The 22,161-nt window shown below is 28.3% G+C and carries 22 protein-coding genes; all 22 read left to right on the forward strand.

Features of this window, described 5'->3' with window-relative positions; genetic code table 11:
- Nucleotides 1-17: 17 nt before the first annotated feature.
- The 22 genes from metG (at nucleotide 18) to F1564_RS03395 (ending at nucleotide 22,157) form a co-directional block, all read left to right on the forward strand.
- Entirely contained in the window at nucleotides 18-1,919 is a 1,902-nt protein-coding gene (gene metG, locus F1564_RS03295) for a methionine--tRNA ligase (RefSeq protein ID WP_018450377.1), read from the forward strand.
- A gap of 115 nt (nucleotides 1,920-2,034) precedes the next feature.
- Nucleotides 2,035-3,429: a tetratricopeptide repeat protein gene (locus F1564_RS03300; RefSeq protein ID WP_018450376.1), complete on the forward strand. Its 1,395-nt coding sequence runs from the start codon at nucleotides 2,035-2,037 to the stop codon at nucleotides 3,427-3,429.
- A gap of 277 nt (nucleotides 3,430-3,706) precedes the next feature.
- Entirely contained in the window at nucleotides 3,707-4,201 is a 495-nt protein-coding gene (locus tag F1564_RS03305) for a TlpA family protein disulfide reductase (RefSeq protein WP_018450375.1), read from the forward strand.
- A gap of 182 nt (nucleotides 4,202-4,383) precedes the next feature.
- The gene (gene rpsO / locus F1564_RS03310) at nucleotides 4,384-4,647 is read left to right on the forward strand and encodes a 30S ribosomal protein S15 (RefSeq protein WP_010129505.1); all 264 of its coding nucleotides are present in this window, start codon (nucleotides 4,384-4,386) and stop codon (nucleotides 4,645-4,647) included.
- A gap of 70 nt (nucleotides 4,648-4,717) precedes the next feature.
- Nucleotides 4,718-5,587: a lysophospholipid acyltransferase family protein gene (locus F1564_RS03315; RefSeq protein WP_018450374.1), complete on the forward strand. Its 870-nt coding sequence runs from the start codon at nucleotides 4,718-4,720 to the stop codon at nucleotides 5,585-5,587.
- Between the two features lie 115 nt (nucleotides 5,588-5,702).
- Complete coding sequence (locus F1564_RS03320; protein WP_018450373.1) at nucleotides 5,703-6,101, forward strand: hypothetical protein; 399 nt, start codon at nucleotides 5,703-5,705, stop codon at nucleotides 6,099-6,101.
- A gap of 12 nt (nucleotides 6,102-6,113) precedes the next feature.
- Complete coding sequence (gene rny / locus F1564_RS03325) at nucleotides 6,114-7,688, forward strand: ribonuclease Y (protein WP_018450372.1); 1,575 nt, start codon at nucleotides 6,114-6,116, stop codon at nucleotides 7,686-7,688.
- 606 nt (nucleotides 7,689-8,294) lie between these two features.
- Nucleotides 8,295-9,074, forward strand: a complete 780-nt coding sequence (locus F1564_RS03330; protein WP_018450371.1) for a TIGR00282 family metallophosphoesterase — start codon at nucleotides 8,295-8,297, stop codon at nucleotides 9,072-9,074.
- 21 nt (nucleotides 9,075-9,095) lie between these two features.
- The gene (gene prmA / locus F1564_RS03335; RefSeq protein ID WP_018450370.1) at nucleotides 9,096-10,019 is read left to right on the forward strand and encodes a 50S ribosomal protein L11 methyltransferase; all 924 of its coding nucleotides are present in this window, start codon (nucleotides 9,096-9,098) and stop codon (nucleotides 10,017-10,019) included.
- 88 nt (nucleotides 10,020-10,107) lie between these two features.
- Complete coding sequence (gene cmk / locus F1564_RS03340) at nucleotides 10,108-10,767, forward strand: (d)CMP kinase (RefSeq protein WP_018450369.1); 660 nt, start codon at nucleotides 10,108-10,110, stop codon at nucleotides 10,765-10,767.
- Nucleotides 10,768-11,052: 285 nt separating this feature from the next.
- Nucleotides 11,053-11,334: an HU family DNA-binding protein gene (locus F1564_RS03345; RefSeq protein ID WP_018450368.1), complete on the forward strand. Its 282-nt coding sequence runs from the start codon at nucleotides 11,053-11,055 to the stop codon at nucleotides 11,332-11,334.
- Between the two features lie 136 nt (nucleotides 11,335-11,470).
- Entirely contained in the window at nucleotides 11,471-11,959 is a 489-nt protein-coding gene (locus F1564_RS10475; protein WP_269473406.1) for a glycosyltransferase N-terminal domain-containing protein, read from the forward strand.
- Nucleotides 11,926-12,729, forward strand: a complete 804-nt coding sequence (locus F1564_RS03350) for a 3-deoxy-D-manno-octulosonic acid transferase (RefSeq protein ID WP_269473413.1) — start codon at nucleotides 11,926-11,928, stop codon at nucleotides 12,727-12,729. Before F1564_RS10475 ends, F1564_RS03350 begins: the two co-directional genes overlap by 34 nt.
- A gap of 46 nt (nucleotides 12,730-12,775) precedes the next feature.
- Nucleotides 12,776-13,612, forward strand: coding sequence for a tRNA (guanosine(46)-N7)-methyltransferase TrmB (trmB, locus tag F1564_RS03355; RefSeq protein WP_018450366.1), 837 nt, complete (start codon nucleotides 12,776-12,778; stop codon nucleotides 13,610-13,612).
- A 62-nt stretch (nucleotides 13,613-13,674) separates the two neighbouring features.
- Complete coding sequence (locus F1564_RS03360; RefSeq protein WP_018450365.1) at nucleotides 13,675-15,219, forward strand: class I SAM-dependent methyltransferase; 1,545 nt, start codon at nucleotides 13,675-13,677, stop codon at nucleotides 15,217-15,219.
- 163 nt (nucleotides 15,220-15,382) lie between these two features.
- Nucleotides 15,383-16,432 (forward strand): mechanosensitive ion channel family protein, encoded by a 1,050-nt coding sequence (locus F1564_RS03365; protein WP_018450364.1) that lies wholly within the window; start codon nucleotides 15,383-15,385, stop codon nucleotides 16,430-16,432.
- Between the two features lie 159 nt (nucleotides 16,433-16,591).
- Nucleotides 16,592-17,242 (forward strand): MBL fold metallo-hydrolase, encoded by a 651-nt coding sequence (locus F1564_RS03370; protein WP_018450363.1) that lies wholly within the window; start codon nucleotides 16,592-16,594, stop codon nucleotides 17,240-17,242.
- Between the two features lie 33 nt (nucleotides 17,243-17,275).
- Complete coding sequence (gene dtd / locus F1564_RS03375; RefSeq protein WP_018450362.1) at nucleotides 17,276-17,719, forward strand: D-aminoacyl-tRNA deacylase; 444 nt, start codon at nucleotides 17,276-17,278, stop codon at nucleotides 17,717-17,719.
- A gap of 151 nt (nucleotides 17,720-17,870) precedes the next feature.
- Nucleotides 17,871-18,719, forward strand: a complete 849-nt coding sequence (locus F1564_RS03380) for an NlpC/P60 family protein (protein WP_018450361.1) — start codon at nucleotides 17,871-17,873, stop codon at nucleotides 18,717-18,719.
- Between the two features lie 127 nt (nucleotides 18,720-18,846).
- Nucleotides 18,847-19,845 carry an aspartate-semialdehyde dehydrogenase gene (gene asd, locus F1564_RS03385; protein ID WP_018450360.1) on the forward strand — a complete coding sequence of 333 codons (999 nt, stop codon included), beginning with the start codon at nucleotides 18,847-18,849 and terminating at the stop codon, nucleotides 19,843-19,845.
- A 6-nt stretch (nucleotides 19,846-19,851) separates the two neighbouring features.
- Nucleotides 19,852-21,417 carry an ABC transporter substrate-binding protein/permease gene (locus tag F1564_RS03390; RefSeq protein WP_018450359.1) on the forward strand — a complete coding sequence of 522 codons (1,566 nt, stop codon included), beginning with the start codon at nucleotides 19,852-19,854 and terminating at the stop codon, nucleotides 21,415-21,417.
- Nucleotides 21,417-22,157: an amino acid ABC transporter ATP-binding protein gene (locus F1564_RS03395; RefSeq protein ID WP_018450358.1), complete on the forward strand. Its 741-nt coding sequence runs from the start codon at nucleotides 21,417-21,419 to the stop codon at nucleotides 22,155-22,157. Before F1564_RS03390 ends, F1564_RS03395 begins: the two co-directional genes overlap by 1 nt.
- The last annotated feature ends 4 nt before the right edge of the window (nucleotides 22,158-22,161 follow it).

Genomic DNA, 22,161 nt, shown 5'->3' on the forward strand with positions numbered 1-22,161 from the left:
ATAAGGAGGAATAAAATATGTCAAAATCGTTTTATATAACAACGCCAATTTATTATCCTAATGCGGCACCGCATGTGGGAACAGCTTACACAACAATAATTTGTGATATGGTAGCGAGATATAAAAGATTAACAGGATATGATGTTAAGTTTTTGACTGGAGTGGACGAGCATGGACAAAAAATTCAAGAAGCAGCAGAAAAAAATGGATATACGCCCCAACAATGGGTGGATAAAATGTCATCAAATTTTACAACTTTGTGGGGAAAATTAAATATTTCAAATACTGATTTTATGAGAACTACTCAAGAAAGGCATATTAACAGTGTCAGGGAAATTGTAAAAAAAGTCAATGAGAATGGAGATATTTACAAAGGTGAATACTGGGGTAAATATTGCGTTTCAGAAGAAACTTTTGTTCCTGAAAATCAATTAGTTGATGGAAAATATATGGGAAAAGAAGTTATTGATGTGAAGGAAATTTCATACTTTTTCAGGTTGTCAAAATATGAAGATGCATTATTAAAGTATATTGAAGAGAATCCTGAATTTATCAAGCCAGAAGGCAAAAAAAATGAAGTTATCGCATTTATAAAGCAAGGATTGCAGGATTTATCAATCTCAAGAACGACTTTTAATTGGGGAATACCATTAGAGCTGGAAAAAGGGCATGTAATTTATGTCTGGTTTGACGCTTTGACAAATTATTTGACTGGAGCGGGATTTGCTAAAGACCCTGAAGAATTTGCAAATGTCTGGACAAATGGTACAGTAAATCATGTTGTTGGAAAGGATATTTTGAGATTCCATGCTATTATTTGGCCTGCGATGCTTATGTCAGCTGGAATAAAATTGCCTGATACGGTTGCGGCACATGGATGGTGGACTGTTGAAGGTGAAAAGATGTCTAAATCGCTTGGAAATGTCGTTAATCCTGAAGAAGAAGTGAAAAAATACGGGCTTGATGCCTTTAGATATTATTTGATGAGAGAGGCGACTTTTGGACAAGATGCAGATTATTCCAAAAAAGCTATGATTCAAAGAATAAATTCTGACCTTGCAAATGATTTGGGAAATCTTTTAAATAGAACGATTGGAATGCAAAAGAAATACTTTAATTCGGAAGTTGTATTAAATGAAGCTGAAGAAAGTTTTGATGCTGAAATTAAGGAACTTTGGGAAAATACATTGGCAGACTTGGATAAGCATATAAATAATTATCAATTTTCTGAAGCATTAAAGGATATTTGGAAATTCATTTCAAGAATGAATAAATATATTGATGAATGTGAACCTTGGAAACTTTCAAAGAGTGAAAATCAAAAGGATAGATTGTCAACGGTTATGTATAATTTAGTGGATTCACTTTATAAGATTGCTGTAGTGATTTCGCCGTTTATGCCTGAAACTGGACAAAAGATGATAAATCAACTGGGACTTGACAAGGATGTTACTAAATTGCTTTTGGATGATGTAAGAGAATGGAAAAGTTATCCTGTTGGAAATAAATTAAACAAAGCGGTTCCATTATTTCCTAGAATTGAGCTGGAAGAAGAGCTTGAAAAAGAATATAATGAAGATTTAAAAATTGAAAATCCAATTACAATAGATGACTTTAACAGAATTGAAATTAAAGTTGTTCAAATTGAAAAAGTACAAAAAATTGAAAATGCCGATAGACTGCTAAAATTTATTGTAAATACAGGAAAAGAAAAAAGACAGATTATTTCAGGAATCGCAAAATGGTATCCGAATGAACAGGAATTAGCTGGTAAAAAAGTTCAGGCTGTGTTAAATTTAAAACCAGTTGAATTAAAAGGGGAACTTTCACAAGGGATGCTTTTGACAACGACAGAAAAGAAAAAAACTAAACTGATAATTATAAATGATGAAGTAAAAGTTGGAACAACTGTAAAATAAGTAATTTTAATTATGATTTATTTTAAATGGCAGAGTTGTTATCAAATAAATAGGAAAATGTATAGATTAAAAAAGCGGGGGCAATTTTTTTACGAATAGGAAATGTGATAAAAATATGAAAAAATGTATATATATATTATTTGTGTTATTATTTCTAGTATCTTGCTCAAAAAATGATGCTGGTTATGATGCACTTGAAAAAGGTCTTATCGGTATTTTGGAAAAGAAAGATTATGAATATATAATGAAAAATATAAATGAATCGGCAAAGGCTGGGAATGAAGATGTCTACGGACTTGCCTATACTTATCTTGCTGAAAATGGGAGTATGTTCTTTAATAAATATATGAAAAAAAGCAAAGGAATTGCCGAATATTATCAGGCACTTTTGTTGCAGCAAACTAATGGAGATGAGCTTCAGATTCTAGATCTTTTAGAAAATTCAGCAAAGCAAGGGAATATAAAGGCTTATTACATGATTGGAAATATATATGAAAATAGGTTGCAGTTTACAAAGGCACAGGAATACTTGAAAAAAGGCAGAGATGCTGGAGAGATTTATTCGCTTTATTCATATGAATACAATAAAAAATTGATGAAATTTTATAAGCGGATAGAAGAGCTTAATCAAAAATTAAACGATGGAACGATTACATCAGAAGAAAAAAAGGAACTTGGAACTTTAGTTTTGGAAAAAGTTTCAAATCCAGAAAAAGCTTATGATATTTTAAAGGATTTTCTATCTGAAAATTATTCGCCTGCACTTTATGCAAAAGCAAAATTACTGGAAAAAGATGATAAGGATGAAGAAGCTGTGCAAATTTATAATCAGATATTTACACAGGATAAATATTATTTAGCGGCATTTGAGCTGGCTTCACGACTTGTAAAAGACAAAAAAAATTATGACTTGGCATTAAAGATATTAGATGATACAAATTCTGATGAAGTTCTTATTTTAGGATATAAAGGATTTATTTATGAAAATTTAAAGGATTTTTCAAAAGCGGAAGAATTTTATCAGAAAGCTGCTAATAAAGATGACATTGACGCAATGAATTATCTTGGACGTTTGTATGAAACTCAAAAGGAAATGAAAAAAGCTAAAAATATTTATAATAAGGCATATATGCTAGGTTCAATTTCAGCTGGATATAAACTTGCCTATATTCTTGAAGATGAGGAAAAAGAAAAAAATCCTCCTGTAAGCAACAATGATAATGAACCAGCAAAACGAAATAAAGAAGCTAAAAAGATACTTGAAAGACTTGCAAATAGCGGAGATGACTATTCAATGGTAGATTTAAGCCTTTATTATCCAGAAAATGATAAAATGGTTAGAATCTTGAATCTGGAAGCCGCTGCAAAACTGAATACAACTGCATTTTACAATTTAGGAGTTTATTATTATAACAAAAAAAATAAAGACAAGGCAAAATTTTATTTTAAAGTTGCTAAAGAAAATGGATATGATATTGGAGATGTCTTTAGTGCTTATATAGCCGAGTAACAATATTTAAGTTTTTATGCACAAAAATAAATGTTTTAACAGAAAAATCTAATAAATATAATGTATAATTACTAAATTATTATAACGATAAATTTAATAGCCATTTATAAAAGTGAGAGAATTAAAAACAATACTTTTAATCGCAAGGAGTCTTGGCTCCTCGTTAGAAAATACAGAAAAGAAGGAAAATCAAACATTAAAAAATACAGTGTTGGATGAGATTTTCAAACTTTTACAAATGACTGAATAAAATTTAAGAAAAGGAGAAATTTTAAAAATGAAAAAAATAATTTTAATGATATCGATACTTTTATTATTTGTAGTATCGTGTGGAACAAAGGAATTTAGTGTTGATGTCGATGGGAAAGGGAAAGTTCCTGACTTTGAATTGAAGGATCTTAATGGTAAAAGTGCTAACCTTGGTAAAATTATGAAAAATGGGAAAAAGACTTTGTTTATTATAGCTGCTGAATGGTGTCCGCATTGCAGGGAAGAATTGCCTGAAGTTCAAAAATTTTATGACGCAAATAAAGATAAAATAAATGTGATTGTAGTATTCACAAATAGTAATACTAATCTTGGAAAAACACAAACTTATGTAAAAAATAATGAATATACTTTCCCAGCTTATTATGATGAAGATGGTACAGTTACTCGTGGATTTGAAATTGATGGATTCCCATTTAATTTAAAAATAAATAATGGAAAAGTTGAAGAAAAACTTGAATTACCAGTTGATTTTGATTCGATGACAGCTTCTTTTGGAAAATAATTTAATTTTAGTTTATTAGAAGTTTTAGTAACAAGAGACTTTATAAGAATAACTTAAAATAAAAAATAAAAATCTTTACAAATATGAAAATATATGATAAAATTACACTTGAAATTTATACTATGAATATAAGTTTGCCGTTATATTCTTGGTTTAAATAATAAATATTAGGAGGAAATAAAATGGCATTAAAACCAAAAAAAGAAATTATTGAAGCATTCGGAAAAAATGCTCAAGATACTGGATCTGCAGAAGTTCAAGTTGCACTTCTTACAGATAGAATCAGTCATTTGACTGCTCATTTAAAAACACATCCTAAAGATGTTCACTCAAGAGTAGGATTATTAAAAATGGTTGGTAAAAGAAGAAGATTATTAAACTACATTAAAAATAGAAATGTTGATGATTATAGATCACTAATCGAGAAATTAGGAATCAGAAAATAGTAATTAATTTAAAAGAGCGTATTTGTATATGCTCTTTTTTTAAAAATTTTAAAGGAGTTCAGATAAATACATGAAATATAAAGTAAGTGAGAAAATAAGTGGATTTTTTGTAATTCTGATAAAAAAATTGTTGTCGATTTTTTCTCTTAAAATTAGGTATAAAATTTTTGAGGGTTTTGGAATTTTTGCATATCATCTTATAAAAAAGAGACGATTACTTGCGATAAATAATATAAAAAATGCTTTTCCTGAAAAAGATGAAAAGGAAGTTGTGAAAATTGCAAAAGAGTCATACAAGACAATGGGAAAAATGATAATGACTTCGATTTTCCTGAAGGAAATTACAAAAGATGGGAATACTGTTGTAGAAAATGAAGAGCTAATGAGGAAAGCTTGTGAAAATAATGAAAAGGCAGTTTTAATAGTGTCGCTTCATTTAGGAGGATTTGAAGCGGGGAGTAAAATGAGTAATATTAGAAAATTTTATGCCGTTTTTAGAAATCAGAAAAATAAAAAAATTAATAGCTTGATGACAAAGTGGCGAAAAGAAGGTGGATTAAATTCATTACCTCTGCATAATAATGAGGTACTTAGTACAGCGATAAATGAAAAATCAATTATTGCACTTGCTTCAGATCATTATGGAAAAGATGTGAACGTGACATTCTTTGGAAGGGAAACGACAGGAGTAGCAGGACCTGTGCTGCTTTCGATGAAACATAAGATACCAATAGTTTTGGCTTATGCAATATTTGATGGAGATGTTGTTCGAGTTATAAATAAAAAGATTATTCAAATTGAAAAGCAAAAGAAATTAAAGGAAACAATGCAGTTTAATATGCAAAAAATTTATAATGAATTTGAAGAAATTATAAGAGAATATCCAGGGCAGTATATGTGGCAGCATAATAGATGGAGAAATAAGAAAAGAATAAATTAAGAAAGAAACAGATAAGAAGAAAATAAGTTGAAAAAAAAGTAAAAATTTATTTTTCTAACTTGAATATGTGAAAAAATTATGATAAAATTAAATGACGAAGTTTTTGGAGGAAAATATGAAAAAATATTTATGTCTATTTATTTTGTTAATTCTAACAAGTTGTACAATTTTAAGCCCTGCGGCTAATATATCTCAAGTTGAAGCAAATGAAATTAGTGCTGAGATAGTAAAAGTTACTGAAGAGTTAAAAAATGCTGCCAGCTTAAATGAATATGATAAATTAAAAGAAGTTTTTTTACCTACATTTAAAAATAATATTATTGTAAAAAAAATACAAAAATACGATCTTTCAGGATTGACATTTGTTTTTTCTGATGTGAATGTCGTATCAGCAAATAAGGCAAATAGTACGATGGTAATTAATTTTGCCACAGTGAGCAATTATTATAAATTAACTTGGAAAAAGACAGATGACAATGTATGGAAGATTTCAAATGTAGCTGAAAAAAAATAGGAAGGGAGAAAAATGAGCATATCAATAACAATTTTGTTGATTGTTATTTTTTCTTTTTTAACTTTTTTTATAGCTTATTTTTTTGGAAGTTCAATTTTTAAGAAAAAATACGGAGATTTGAACGAACTAGAATTAAAAATCGTTGATGCTAAAAGAAGACTTGAAACATCAAAAAAAGAAGTTGAAAGAGAAATTGAATCGTTTAGGAAAGAAGAGACATTAAAAGTAAAAGAAGAATTGTTAAATGAGAAAAAAATAGCAGACGACGAAATAAAAAAAATGAAATCAGAGCTTGCCATTAAGGAAGAAAGAATTGCCAAAAAAGAGGAAACATTGGAAACAAAAATGGAACGATTGGAAGAAAAAGAAGCTAAAAGTGATAAACATCGTGAAAAATTATTTCGGAGAGAAAAAGAACTGGAAGAAATGATTGCAAGTGAGGAAAAGGAACTGGAAAGAATTTCTGAATTGACACAAGAAGATGCTAGAAAAATCATTTTAACTAAGCTTGAGAATGAATTAGATCACGATAAAGCTGTGTTAATTAGAGACTATGAGTATAATTTAGACAGGGAAAAAGACAGAATTGCTAAGAGAATTATTTCTACTGCAATTGGAAAGGCTTCTGCTGACTATGTTGTAGATTCCACAATTTCAGTTATTCAGCTGCCAAGTGAAGAAATGAAAGGTAGAATTATTGGGCGTGAAGGAAGAAATATAAGAGCTATTGAAGCGGCGACTGGAGTTGACCTGATAATTGACGATACTCCTGAGGCAGTTGTGTTATCTTCGTTTGATGGCGTAAGAAGAGAAGTGGCTAAAATTGCACTTGAAAAATTAATCTCAGACGGACGTATTCATCCAACAAAAATAGAAGAAGTTGTAGCAAAAGCACAGCATGAAGTAGATGAAAGCATATTAGATGCTGCGGAACAGGCTATTTTAGAAGTGGGAATTCCAACATTACCACGTGAAGTTTTAAAAGTATTTGGACGCTTGAAATTTAGAACATCTTTTGGACAAAATATTTTACAGCATTCAATAGAAGTTGCACATATAGCGGCAACACTAGCTGCAGAAATTGGTGCAAATATTGATATAGCCAAAAGAGCTGCATTATTGCACGATATAGGTAAGGCTTTTTCACATGAACAGGAAGGTTCACATGCTATAAATGGTGGAGAGTTTTTGAGAAAATTTTCTAAAGAAAGTGAAATTGTGATAAATGCAGTAGAATCACATCATAATGAAGTTGAGCAGTTAAGTATTGAAGCGGTAATAGTACAGGCTGCAGATTCAATTTCAGCTTCAAGACCAGGAGCAAGACGTGAAACATTATCAAATTACTTAAAACGTCTGGAACAACTAGAAGAAATTGCAAACAGCCATGAAGGAATTGAAAGTTCGTATGCAATTCAAGCTGGAAGAGAGCTAAGATTAATTGTTCATCCAGATAATGTTGATGATGACAAGGCTACAATACTGGCAAGAGATGTAGCAAAAGAAATTGAAGAAAAAATGCAATATCCAGGGCAAATAAAAGTTACAGTTATTAGAGAAACTAGAGCCGTGGAATATGCAAAATAATAATAAAATAAATTAAAAATAGAGCTAATCCATTAAAAATATCTTTTTAGAGAGTGTTTAAAATTTTATATAAACTCAAAGTGAAGATAATTTTATTTTGGAGGCTCTTTTTTTATCATAATTATTTAATAAATATTTTTTGATAAGGATTGACCACCCTTGTTAAATAAAATTTGTAATAACTTTATTCTTTAAATGAGAAATAGTATAGGTTGGCTAATTTAGACGATTAAAAAAGTAAAATCAATAAAGACGGAATTATAATTACAAGGGTCAATACCACTTGACAGAAAGTAAAGAAAAATAAGAAAATTAAACATAAAAAAATACTGTATTTATTGAAAATTTTCGATTTTTACAAAGACTATAGATTGGTTAATTAATAAGGAGTAAAATTTATTGAAAAATAAATTAAGAAAAACTATAAAAAAATGATAATATGTAGTATAATAAGTATAATACGTTAAAGCTATTTTAAAACTGATCTTAAAAATTTTGTCTAATTTAGATTAGTTTGAAGTTTGAATATTGTAAGTATTTAATAATCATATAAGTTTGTTGTTTGGCAAGGAATCAAGAAATGAAGATGTAAAGGAATGATTTTAGATGAAATTTTTAATAATTGGAGATGTTGTTGGAAGACCTGGTAGAAATACACTGTTTAAATATTTGGAAAAAAGACGTCAAAATTATGATTTTATTATTGTAAATGGTGAAAATTCTGCTGGTGGATTTGGGATAAATGTAAAGATTGCAAAGGAAATGTTTGAGCGTGGAGCAGATGTTATAACTTTAGGAAATCATAGCTGGGATAAAAGGGAAATTTATTCTTATATTAATGAGCAGAAAAACTTGATTAGACCTATTAATTTTACAAAGGAAGCTCCAGGAAATGGTTATACAATTGTAGAGAAAAATGGAATAAAAGTGGCAGTCATAAATGCACAATGTAAAGTATTCATGCCACCAATTGCTTGTCCGTTTTTAGCAGTTGAAGAAGTTTTGCCTAAAATAAAGGAAGAAACTGATATTATTGTGCTTGATTTTCATGGAGAAGCTACTTCGGAAAAACAGGCTATGGGATGGAATTTAACTGGGAGAGTATCTGCAGTTTATGGAACTCATACGCATACTCAAACAGCTGATGAAAGAATATTGCCTGGAGGAACAGCTTATATTTCAGATATTGGAATGACTGGAGGTCATGACGGTATTTTGGGAATGAATAGACGGGAAAGTATTCAAAGATTTAAAGATGGAATGCCAACAAGATATTCTGTATGTGAAGAAAATTTAAGAATTAATGGAATTGAACTGGAAGTAAATGAAAAGACGGGAAAAGCAGTTTCTATAAAACGTGTAAATATGGGATACGATGAAATATAAAAATAGAGGAAAAATTTAATAATGAAGTGGATAAAAGTAAGAGTAGATTATTTTTCAGATAATTTAGAAGAAGCAAAAGCAAAATTAGTAAATATGTTTAATGAAATTGGAATCAATCAAGTTGAAGTCATTGATTATTTTTTAGAAAATGAACTTGACTATAATGCTAATTTTTCTAATAAAAATGATGTTTGGAGTATCATCGGATATATTGTGGATAATAGATTTGCAAATACAAAATTAAATATTATTTTTAATAATTTAAAAGAATTTATGGAAAATGAAAATGAATTTATGCATGAAATTTTTACAGCTAAATGCAACGATGAAGACTGGCAAGATGAATGGAAAAAGTATTTTCACACTGTAAACATAACTGATAATATTGTGATAAAGCCCAGCTGGGATAAATATGAGCCGTCTGATAACGAAATTGTAGTTGAGATTGATCCTGGACTTGCCTTTGGGACTGGAACACATGAAACGACTTCACTTTGTGTAGAATTTTTGGAAAAATATGCCCAAAATAAGAAAAAATTGCTTGATATTGGATGCGGTTCTGGAATTTTGATGTTAATTGGGAAAAAATTAGGTGTAGAAAAGGTTGTTGGAATTGATATTGATGAAAAAGTAAATGATGTCGTGCTGGAAAATTTTTCTAAAAATGGAATAAATGATAATTTTCAAGTGATAATCGGAAATCTTGTAGATGACGTAAGTGAAAAGTATGATTTAGTTGTTTCAAATATTCTGGTGGATGTCTTGGAAAAACTGCTTGAGGATATAGAAAAGATTTTAGAAAAAGGGGCAACGGTTATTTTTTCTGGGATTTTGAATGAAAAAGAAGAGGCATTTGTGAAAAAGGCTAAAAATTATAATTTGAAACAAATTGATAGACGAGAGAAGAATAATTGGGTATCACTTGTTTTTAAATATGAAAATTAGTTAATTTCGTATTTTTTATTTAAAAAATGTAAGATTATTCTAAATGTATCTGGTGAAATAAATTAATAAAAATAGAAAGTGAGAAAAAATGATAATTGCTATTGACGGTCCAGCAGGAAGTGGTAAAAGCACGATTGCAAGACTAATTGCAAAAGATAAAGGGCTTATTTATCTTGATACGGGTGCTATGTATAGACTTGTTACATTAAAGGCCTTAAATAAAGGAATATTAGGGAATAATGACTTGAATTATTTGGAGGAAATAAAAAAACTGCTTGACAATCTTAATATTGATATTAAGAAAAATGGATTTTATCTTGATAATGTTGATGTAAGTGAAGAAATTAGAAAGCCGATTGTTTCAGAAAATGTATCAGATGTTGCGGCAATTCGTGAGGTTCGGGAAAAAATGGTAGATTTGCAGAGAAAATTTTCAGAATCAAAAAATGTTATTTTAGATGGTCGTGATATTGGAACGGTTGTTTTTCCAAATGCGGATTTGAAAATATTTTTGATTGCTGATGCAAAGGAAAGGGCAAAAAGGCGTTATAAGGAACTTGTTGAAAAAGGTGAAAATGTTGAAATTGAGGAAATTTATGAAAATATTTTGAAAAGGGATAAAATTGATTCGACACGAAAAGAAAGTCCATTGAAGAAAGCGGAAGATGCTATTGAAGTGGATACAACTTCTAAAAATATTGAAGAAGTGAAAAATGAGATTTTGAGAATGATAAATGAGAATATTTAGTATTATTTTAAGTTTAAATAGAGAATTTTCCATAAAATCTTTTATTACGAAATTTAGAAATAAATGTAATTTTGACTTGTTAACAGGATTTATATTAGTTTAAACTTATAAAAACCCTTTATTTTTTAATAATCTGCTTAGATTTTGTTTTTTAAAAATTATAAAATACATAGAATATGTAAAAAAGAGGGAGAAAGTAAAAAAAGTACTAGACAAATGCTGAAAATAGTGTATAATAATCTAGTAATTTAATAATTTAAAGAATAAAGCGGAGGTTTGATTAATATGTCAAAAAAAGAATTTGTAGATGCTTATGCAAAAGCTACAGGAGAAACTAAAAAAAGAGCAGAAGAATTGGTAAATCAATTTTTAGATACTGTGGAAAAAACGTTATTAAATGGAAATTCAGTTCAATTTGTTGGTTGGGGAACATTTGAAGTAAAAGAAAGAGCGGCAAGAACTGGAATTAATCCACAAACTAAAGAAGAAATTCAAATACCTGCAAAAAAGGTTGTTAAATTTAAAGTTGGTAAAAAATTAGCTGATAATGTAGTTGAAGGAAAATAATACTTTAAATTAGTACCAAAACACTCATAACTTTGGTTATGAGAGTCTAAAAGGCTATTTCTAAATGGAAAATCATTGGGAGATAGTCTTTTTGCTTAAAGATAATTAGAAAAAGAAGTTAGAAGATAGGTGAGATATGATTTTATATAATTTATTAAGAAATTTACTGTATTTTGTAATAATAATTTTAGCAATATTTAACGGTAAACTGCTAAAATTTTTTAAATCTAGATTATTTCAAAAAATGGACAATAATAGTTTTCTAAATAGTAATGAAGAGGCAATTCTTATTCATTTTTCATCAGTTGGAGAATTTAATTTAACAAAAGAGCTTATTTCAGAAATATTAGAGGGAAAAAAGACTGGAAAAAAAGAAAAAGTTATTCTTTCTGTTATGACAAATACTGGATATGAGGCAGTTAGTAAAGAATATTCTGAAAATAGAAATGTAAAAATATTTTATTTTCCACTTGATGATTTTTTTGTGATTCGTAAAATTTACAAAAAATATAAAATAAAAAAAACATTGATTATAGAAACTGAAATTTGGCCAAATTTATATTATTTTGCTGCTAAAATGGAGAATTATTTATTGTCAATGGAAGACTTACAGAAAAAAAATTAAAATCATATCTAAAATTTGGCTGGATTATTAAAAGAACTATAAATCGTGCAAAAAAAATAATGGTGCAAAGTGTTTCTGATAAGGAAAGATATGAAAAATTAGGAGCTGAAAAGAATAAAGTTAAAGTTTATAAAAACTTGAAATATTCAATTAAATATAATAAAATTTCAGAAGATCAAAAAAAAGAGTATTACAATACAACCATAGATAAAAATAAAAAAATAATTGTATGTGGAAGTACACGTCCAGATGAGGAAAAAATTTGGCTGGATGTTTTAAAAAAAGTAGATACAGATAATGAATATCAGTTGATTATTGTGCCACGACATTTAAAGCGAATTTATGAGATTGAAAAAATAATTTTGGAAAAATTTTTGAGAAATGATTATTCTTTATTTACAAAAATTGAAGAAAATAAAAAAAATAATGAAACAACAAGATATAAAAAAATAATTATAGTTGATAAAATGGGAATTTTGACTGATTTTTATCAATTGGCGGATTTTGTATTTGTTGGCGGGACGCTTGTAGATATTGGCGGACATTCGATTTTAGAGCCGCTTTATTATGGGAAAAAGCCGATTATTGGGAAGTATTTTCAAAATATTGAGGAAATTGTGAAGGATGCTAAACAGCTTGGTTTTGTTGAAATTGTGGAAAATGAAGATGAGATTGTTGAATATTTGAAAAAATTTGAAAATGTTGATACGAGGGAATTTTTTGAGAAAAATAACGAAATAAATAAGATACTGGATGAAATTTTATATTAAAATTTTTGAAAATAATTTAGAAAGAGAAAAGGAAAATAAATAAATTATGGAAGATAAGAATAAAGATAAGATTAAGATTATTGGGAAAAATGGTCAAAAAATTGAAATTAGTAAAGCTGAGCAGGAAAGAAGAGCTAAAATAAAAAAAGTTAATGATGAATTTAAAGTGGCGAATGCAGAAAAAAGCAGGATTATAAATGAAAAGGAAATTTGGAAATATTTCTTTGAAAAGCCTAAAAAAAATTATAATAAATATATGTATGAAATGCTTGAATTTCCTAGGCATTTGATGTATAATAATGAGAGCGTTGATGAATATTGTGGAAAATGGAATAAATTTTTTAAAAATAAAAATGAGATTTACTTGGAAATAGGTTGTGGAAGTGGAAATTTCACAGTTCAAAATGCGCAAAAATTTAAAGATAGAAATTATATCGCATTGGAATTACGATTCAAAAGACTTGTCTTGGGAGCAAAAAAATCTAAGAAAAGAAATTTAGATAATATTTTGTTTGTGAGAAAAAGAGCTGAAACAGTATTGGATTTTTTGGGAAAAGATGAAATTACAGGAGTGTATATTAATTTTCCTGATCCTTGGGAGGGCGAGGAGAAAAAAAGAGTTATAAGTAAAAGTCTATTTTCTAAATTGGATATTATTTTAAAAACAAATGGGAAACTATTTTTTAAAACTGACCATGATCAATATTATGAAGATGTTTTGGAATTAGTGAATAAACTTGATAATTATGAAATTATTTATCATACAAATGATTTGCATAATTCAGAAAAGGCAAGTGAAAATATTAAAACTGAATTTGAACAAATGTTTTTAAGTAAGCATAATATGAATATTAAGTATATCGAAATTGAAAAAATAAAATAAATTATAGGTAAAAATATTGAAGGGAGAGAAAATAAGAATCTGAATTTCTTATATTAAAAATTATGGAAAATAAAAATACATATAGTGAATTGCTTTATAAGTCTAATCCGTTTAATTATACTGTACCAGCGTTATTAGAGGCAAATGGGAAATTATATGGATTAACTCCAAAAGATTCGAGAAAAGCTAGGGTACTGGAATTAGGTTCATCATTTGGAGGAAATATTATTACACAGGCACTTTATAATCCTGAAGCTGAATATGTCGGTATTGACTTGACAGCGGAACAGGTAAGAAAAGGAAATGAAATTATTGAAAAAATAGGGCTTACAAATATAAAATTAATTGAAAAAAATATTCTGGATGTAAATGAAGATTTCGGGAAATTTGATTACATTATTGTTCACGGTGTGTTTTCATGGGTTCCTGAAAATGTAAAGGATAAAATTATTAAGATCTGCAATGAAAATTTAAATGAAGAAGGAATTGCATATATTTCCTATAATACTTATCCAGGATGGAAAGAGCCAGATAAAATACGTGAAATGATGATTTATGCTAATAAATATTTTCCTGAAATTTCACTAGGGGATAAAAATCAGCGTGGAAAGGCTTTTATTTCAATTGTTGCAGAACAAATGAAATTATATGAAGATATTGTTGAGAAAAAAGGGGATTTTATTAAGCAGATAGAAGAGCTTCTAGAAATGCAGGATTACTATGTGGCACATGAATATCTTGAAAGTTTTAATCATCCATTGTATTTAAATGAATTTGTAGACTTGATAAAAAAAGAAAATTTACAATATGTATCAGATGTTGCTTTAAGGTTATCTATTATCAGTACTTATAATCAAGATACAGTAAATAAATTGCAGCAATTATCACAAGGAGATCATGTAATAAAGGAACAGTGCCTTGACTTTATACTTGATACTAAATTTAGAAGATCATTAATTTGTAAAAATAGTCAATCTGGAAAACTCAATTTTAGTGAAAGTTTTCCTAACGAAATACTAGATTCATTTATATTATCATTGAGATATACAAAGGAAGAACTGGAAACATTAAATGAAGATAATGTTAAGGAAATTATGCTTCATTTGGCAGAAACTCCATATAAGAGCTTTGATATTATGGATGCTATGAAATATTGGGAGAATAATACTAAAGAAGAGGATAAAAGTGAAGAGAAAAAAAATGAAGTTCTTGCTAATTTGAGAAAATTTGTTTTAAATAGTATGATTAATGGTAAAATTAAATTTTACTGTTCTGAAAATGAAATAATTCCTTATGAAGAAAATCAAGTTTATATTTCTGAAAAATTTAGAAATTATATAAAAACATTAATTGTTGGAGAAGGATCTGGATTAGTAGGAATAGCAAATTCGAGAAATGAAATTATTAGTGATTTGAATGATGTTGATGTAATAGTTGCAGATATTTTATCAGAACCGAGAACAGAAAATGAAATAATTAAGGAATTATCAAAAACAACTATTTATAGAACGATGCCAAATGGTGAAAAACAAGAAGTGGAAGCTTCTGAATATTTACCAGAAAGCATAAGAAAATTTGAATTTTTAGGTTATTTTTCAAAAAGATAAATTAATGTAAAATAGTGATAGGCGGATAAATACTTATCACTTTTTTACATAATTATTTATGTTGTAATGAAACTGTAGTAATACTATTTCGTTTAGTATATCAGGAATTTTGAATTGTATATCATTTAGACGAATATAAATAAAAAGGGGGAGAAAATAAATTATGAAAGAATTGGAAAAATTTTTAGAATTGGATAATATAATTAGATTTTTAAAGACCAATATTTTTAAATTGTTTATAATTTATTTAATTGTAAAAATTGGAAAAATATTTAAGACAAGGATTGAAAAAATATTAAAAATTATACTTAATAAATCAAATGTTGATAAAAGTGTGGCTTCATTTTTGCTTTCAATTTATTCGATTTTATATTATTTTATCCTGCTTTATTCTTCTGTGGGAATTCTTGGAATCAATACTACTTCAATTACAACGTTTTTAGGAGCAACTGGTATTGTTTTAGGAATAGCCTTTAAGGAAACATTGGGAAACTTTTGTGGAGGACTCATAATTCTTACATTTAAGCCATTTAGTGTTGGAGATACAATTGAGTATAATAATTATATTGGAACTGTAAAGAAAATAGAATTATTTTATACAAAAATGTTAAATCCGCAAAATGAGCTTGTAATAATTCCAAATGGAATAGTTACCAATACAGAAATAAGAAATATTAGGCAAAATGGAGAACGTAGACTTGATTTGGAAATTGGAGTTTCGTATAATAGCAATATTGAAAAAGTAAAAAATGTTTTGGAAAGAATAGTTATAGATGAAACAATGAATGAAGTTGAGGAAACGCAAATAAAGAATAATTTACTTGTAAAACTTCAAAATACAATTTTAGAAAATCGTGAAAAAAATAGAATCAATTTATTTTCAACAATTTTTTCTAGGAAAAAAATGAAAGAAGCAGAAGATGAAGCAGGTAAAAGATCTGAAGAAGAAATTTATGGAAATACTAAAAATATAGAAAATGTATCAAATATTCCAAAAGTTGATAATGAAAAAATGATATTAGGTTCAAAGCCATCTGTTATAGGAGTTGGTAAGTTAGCAGATTCTGCGATAATATTTTATGTTTACGTTTATACACGTTCAGAAAATTATTTGAATTTGAAATTGAAGTTGAATGAAAGAATAAAAACTGAATTTGATAAGGTAGGCATTGAAATACCATATCCTCAAATGGATGTGCATATATCAAAATAATAAATAGGAAATTTTAAAAATAATAAGATAAAAATTCAATTTTATTTAAAATATTAAAATTTTATTACAAAAATACTGTAAAATTTAGAACTGTAAAAGCATTGTATTTGTTAGAAATTTTAGACTTTTACAAATGCTAAAATAAAAAAAGGAGGAAAAATGGAATTAAAAAGATTTTTGAATGACAATGCAGTACAAAGTAACTGTTACGTTATTTCTTATGGAAAAAACTGTTATGTTATGGATCCTGGACAGGAAAAAATGACAGAAGTTGTTGATTATATTGAAAAAAATGAGTTAAACTTATTGGGAATTCTTTTGACACACAGTCATTGGGATCATATTTGGGGTATACCGTCTATGCTAGAATATAAAAAAGTTCCTGTTTATGTAAGTGAAGGAGGATATGAATTTTTATTTAATCCTGAATTGTCGCTTTTTGCTTGGAGAGAAGGAGAGTTTGAGTTAAGTAAAGAAGATGTCAAAATTGTAACTTTGAAGGAAAATGATAAAATTGGAGAAAATGGGATAATCTCTGGAAATATTAATAATGAAGAAGTTTACTTTGAAATAATTGAAACGCCGGGACATAGCAGAGGGGATATTTGCTACTATGATAAAAAAAATGAAATATTATTTTCAGGAGATACGTTGTTTGCTGGAACTTATGGAAGAGTGGATTTGCCAACGAGTGATCCAATTCAAATGGGAAAATCATTGAAAAAATTATTGAATTTGAATCCAGAGATTAAAGTTTATCCAGGACATGGATTTGATACTGTTATTGAAGTAGAAAAAAGATATTATTAATTTATAAGTTAAAATAAAAAAATAAGGAAAAAAATGAAAATAATAATTCAAAGAGTGAATTTTGCAAAAATATTTGTGAATAATGAATTTAAAGGGGAAATTCAAAAGGGAATAGTTGCTTACGTTGGAGTTGCTAACGGAGATTGTGAGAAGGATATAGACTTTTGTATTGAAAAATTAATTAATCTTAGAATTTTTAATGATGAAAATGGGAAATTAAATTTATCGGTGAAAGATATAAAAGGAGAATTATTAATTGTCAGCAATTTTACAATTTATGGAAATACAAAAAAAGGAAGAAGACCAAGTTACACAAATTCTGCGGCATCTAATGAGGCTAAAAAAGTTTATAGTCTTTTTTTGCAAAAATTGAAGAATACGGATATTAGATTTGAAACAGGAGAATTTGGTGAATATATGAGAATAGTTTCTGAAAATGATGGACCTGTAAATTTAATATTATCTTCAGATTTGTAATGAAAACAATTTAATTTTAAAGTTAAATTATTTAATTTTTTAAAAAGGAAATTGTAAAAGTGAAAAAATTATAAAATGAGATAATATAAAAAATTAAAATTGACTTTTACAAATAAAAATAATTGATATAAATGAAGGGAGAAAAGAGAAAATGGTGAGAAAATCAACTTTAACAATGGCTTGTATGTTATTGACAGTGGGATGTACAGGATTACAAACAAATAGTGAAAATGATTCTAAAACTAGAAAGAATAATAATGATCTTTCAGCTAATAGTAATGGTGATGATAGAGATGATAATATTGTTATTGAAATAGTTGGGAATAATAAGAAGGGAAACAAAGGAGATTCTCAAAGTAATAATATAGAAAAAAAATATAGTAATCAAGATAAAAATAATGAAAGTGAATATGATATTGAAAAAGTAACTGAAAGAAATAATTCTGAAAGAAATAGTCATACAAATGAAAATTCAGACGATCTAAAAATTACTAAATTATTTGATGAAAATACTTTGGTAGATCGTTCAATGCCAAATTCTCAATTAATATTGCAAAAGTTATCTGAATTGAAGAGAAAGCAGCAGGAAATATTAAAAAATGGTACAGCTAGTCAAAAAAAGACTGTAAAGTTACAAAATGATCTATTGAAGTCGTACAGTCACTGGAAAGGTACAAAATATTCACTTGGAGAAGATTCGTCAAGTGGAATGGACTGTTCAGCATTAACACGTAGAGTTTATCGAGAAGTATACGGATATGAACTACCAAGACAGACAGTACAGCAAATTAAAATGGGAGCTCATATCGCTAAAGAAAACTTGAAACCAGGAGATATTGTATTTTTTAGACCAGAAGATACAAATAATCATACGGCAGTTTATTTAGGAGATTCTCTTTTTATTAATGCATCTTCCTCTAAAGGAGTTGTAATTTCTACATTAGAAAATACTTACTGGAATAAATATTTTAAATACGGTGTAAGAGTTAGAATGGCATAATAAATATTATTTTAAAGGACTTCAAAACTTGTAATTTTAAAAATTTTAGAGTATAATATACCCATAACATTTAAAATTAAATATTGGAGGGGTAAAACCTTTAAAAAATTTTTTAGGAGGAAAAATAATGAAAAATTATAAAGTGGCGATCATTGGAGCTACAGGACTTGTTGGAAGAACATTTTTAAAAGTGTTAAAAGAAAGAAATTTTCCAGTGGAAAAGTTGTATCTTTATGCTTCAGCTAATTCAGCAGGTAAAAAAATCGAATTTAATGGAACAGAATACACTGTGATGGAATTAACGGATGAGAATATAGCTAATGACATTGATATTGCTTTATTTTCAGCTGGAGGAGGAGTATCACTTGAATATGCTCCAAAATTTAAAGCTAAAGGCGCAGTTGTTATAGACAACAGTAGTGCTTGGAGAATGGATAAAAATATTCCACTGGTAGTTCCTGAAGCTAATCCAGAAGCATTGAAAAACCACCCTGGAATTATTGCAAATCCAAATTGCTCTACAATTCAAGTAATGCCTATATTAAAGGTATTGCAAGAAAAATATGGATTGAAAAGAGTAATTTATTCTACTTATCAGGCTGTTGCAGGTTCTGGACAAAAGGGGCTTAACGATCTGGAAGCTAATTTAAAAGGAGAACCATCAAAAGGGTATCCACATCAAATTGCATTTAACGCATTGCCTCACATTGATGTTTTCCTAGATAATGGATATACAAAAGAAGAAGAAAAAATGATTAATGAAACTAGAAAAATCTTAAACTTGCCAGATTTAAAAGTAACTGCAACTTGTGTAAGAGTTCCAATTAGATTTGGACATGCGGTATCTGTAAATGTGGAATTGGAAAAACCTTTTGAATTGGAAGATGTTATTAATGCATTTGAAGAAAAAGAAGGAATTATTGTGCAAAATGATGGTAAGAATAATATTTATCCAATGCCTATAAATGCACAAGATACTGATGAAGTTTATGTTGGAAGAATTAGAAAAGACTTTTCAGCTGGTAATGCTCTAAATTTGTGGGTTGTGGCAGATAATATCAGAAAAGGGGCGGCTACAAATACAATTCAAATTGCTGAAACTTTAATAAAAGAAGGAGCACTATAATAGAAAATGAAAGTTAGTACGATAAAAAATAAAATATTAGTATTACTAGTTTTTATGGCAACTTTCATAGCAGGATATAGTGATGATATAAAGGTTGGGATGGAGTGTGGATATGCTCCTTTCAACTGGTTTCAAAATGATAGTAAAAATGGTGCAGTGAAAGTAGATGGAGGTTATTGTGGCGGATATGACGTTGAAATAGCTAAAGTCATTGCTAAAAAGTTAAATAAAAAATTAGTAGTTGTAAAAACAAAATGGGATGCATTGCTTGGACCTGCCTTAACTTCTGGGAAAGTTGATTTGGTTATAGCAGGGATGTCGGCAACGCCTGAAAGACGACAAAGTTTAAAATTTTCAAAACCATATTATGAATCAGATTTAGTAGTAGTTGTGAAAAAAAATGGAAAATATGCTAATGCTAAAACAATTAATGATTTTGTGGGAGCAAAGATTACAGGGCAGTTAAATACACTTCATTATGATGTTATTGATCAAATAAAGGGTGTGAAAAAGCAAACTGCGATGGAAAGTTTTCCTGCGATGATAGTAGCCCTAAATTCTGGGAAAATAGATGGATATATTTCTGAAAGACCAGGAGCGATGGCAGCCCAATTTTCAAATCCCAATTTAAAGTTCATTTCATTTGATAAAAAAGATGGATTTAAATACGATACTGAAGAAGTAAATGTTGCAGTTGGAATGAAACTGGGAAATACAGAATTGGAAGAGAAAGTTAATAAAATTCTAGATGAAGAACTGACTCCCAAAGTGCGACAGCAAATTATGGAAAAAGCCATACAAAATCAGCCAAATGAAACATCTCGCTCATTTTTTGGATGGGTTACATTTTTTATTCAAAATAACTGGAAGACATTTTTAAAAGGTACAGTTGTAACATTATTTATTTCAGTTACTGGTACAATTGTAGGATTTTTCATTGGATTAGTAGTTGCATTATTTAGATATTCAGAAGCAGAAATTGATGGACAGACTAAAAAATATAAAAAAGGTGGATTAAAAGTCCTAAACTGGTTTTTTTCAGTTTACATTGCAGTATTTAGAGGGACTCCTATGATAGTTCAGTCAATGGTAATTTATTATGGACTTTCTCAAGTATTTAATTTAAATTTATCTCCATTACTAGCAGCTTTATTTATTGTATCAATAAATACGGGGGCATATATGAGTGAAATTATTCGTGGTGGAATTGATTCGATTGACACAGGACAGTTTGAAGCGGCAAAGGCGATTGGAATGACAAATTTTCAATTAATGAAAAGTATTATTTTTCCGCAAATGTTTAGAAATATTTTGCCAATGATAGGAAATGAACTTATTGTAAATATAAAAGATACATCAGTGTTAAATGTAATAAGTGTTACAGAGTTATTTTTTATTTCAAATTCTGTTGCAGGAACTTATTCACGTTATTACGAAGTGTTTATTATAACAAGTGTAATTTATTTCTTCTTGACATTTACGTTATCATTAATTTTAAAACAAATTGAAAAAAGAATTGATGGACCTCAAAATTTTGAATTTTTAGATGATGTTAATGGGGAGGAAAAATAATGGGGAAAAAAGTTATTGAAATAAAAAATATTAGAAAAGATTTTGGAAAAAGGACAGTATTAAGGGATATAAACTTTGATGTTCATGAAAAAGAAGTTGTAAGTATAATTGGTTCATCTGGAAGTGGAAAGTCAACTCTTCTACGGTGTATAAACTTGCTTGAAAAACCTACAAGTGGACAAGTATTAATTCACGGAAAAGACGCTATGGCAGGAGATATATCGCTTGTAACATTACGCGAAAAAGTAGGAATGGTATTTCAGCAGTTTAACTTATTTAATAATTTGAGTGTCTTGGAAAACTGTGTAATTGGACAAATGAAAGTTTTAAAAAAGTCACGAGAAGAAGCTGAAAAAATTGCAAAAGAATTTTTGGCAAAAGTGGGAATGGAACGTTTTATTTATGCAAAGCCAAATCAAATTTCAGGTGGACAAAAGCAAAGGGTGGCAATAGCAAGAGCACTGGCAATGCAGCCTGAAGTCTTATTATTTGATGAGCCTACAAGTGCGTTAGATCCAGAAATGGTTGGAGAAGTTCTAAAAGTAATGAAGGATTTAGCAAAAAGTGGACTTACAATGATCGTTGTAACCCATGAAATGGATTTTGCACATGATGTTTCAAGTAGAGTTGTATTTATGGATCAAGGTGTAATTGTAGAAGATGACAAGCCTGAAAATATTTTTGGAAATCCAAAACATGAAAGAACTAAGGAATTTTTAAGCAGAATGTTGAGTAAATAATATA

This window comes from Leptotrichia shahii, assembly GCF_008327825.1.
GTDB lineage: Bacteria > Fusobacteriota > Fusobacteriia > Fusobacteriales > Leptotrichiaceae > Leptotrichia > Leptotrichia shahii.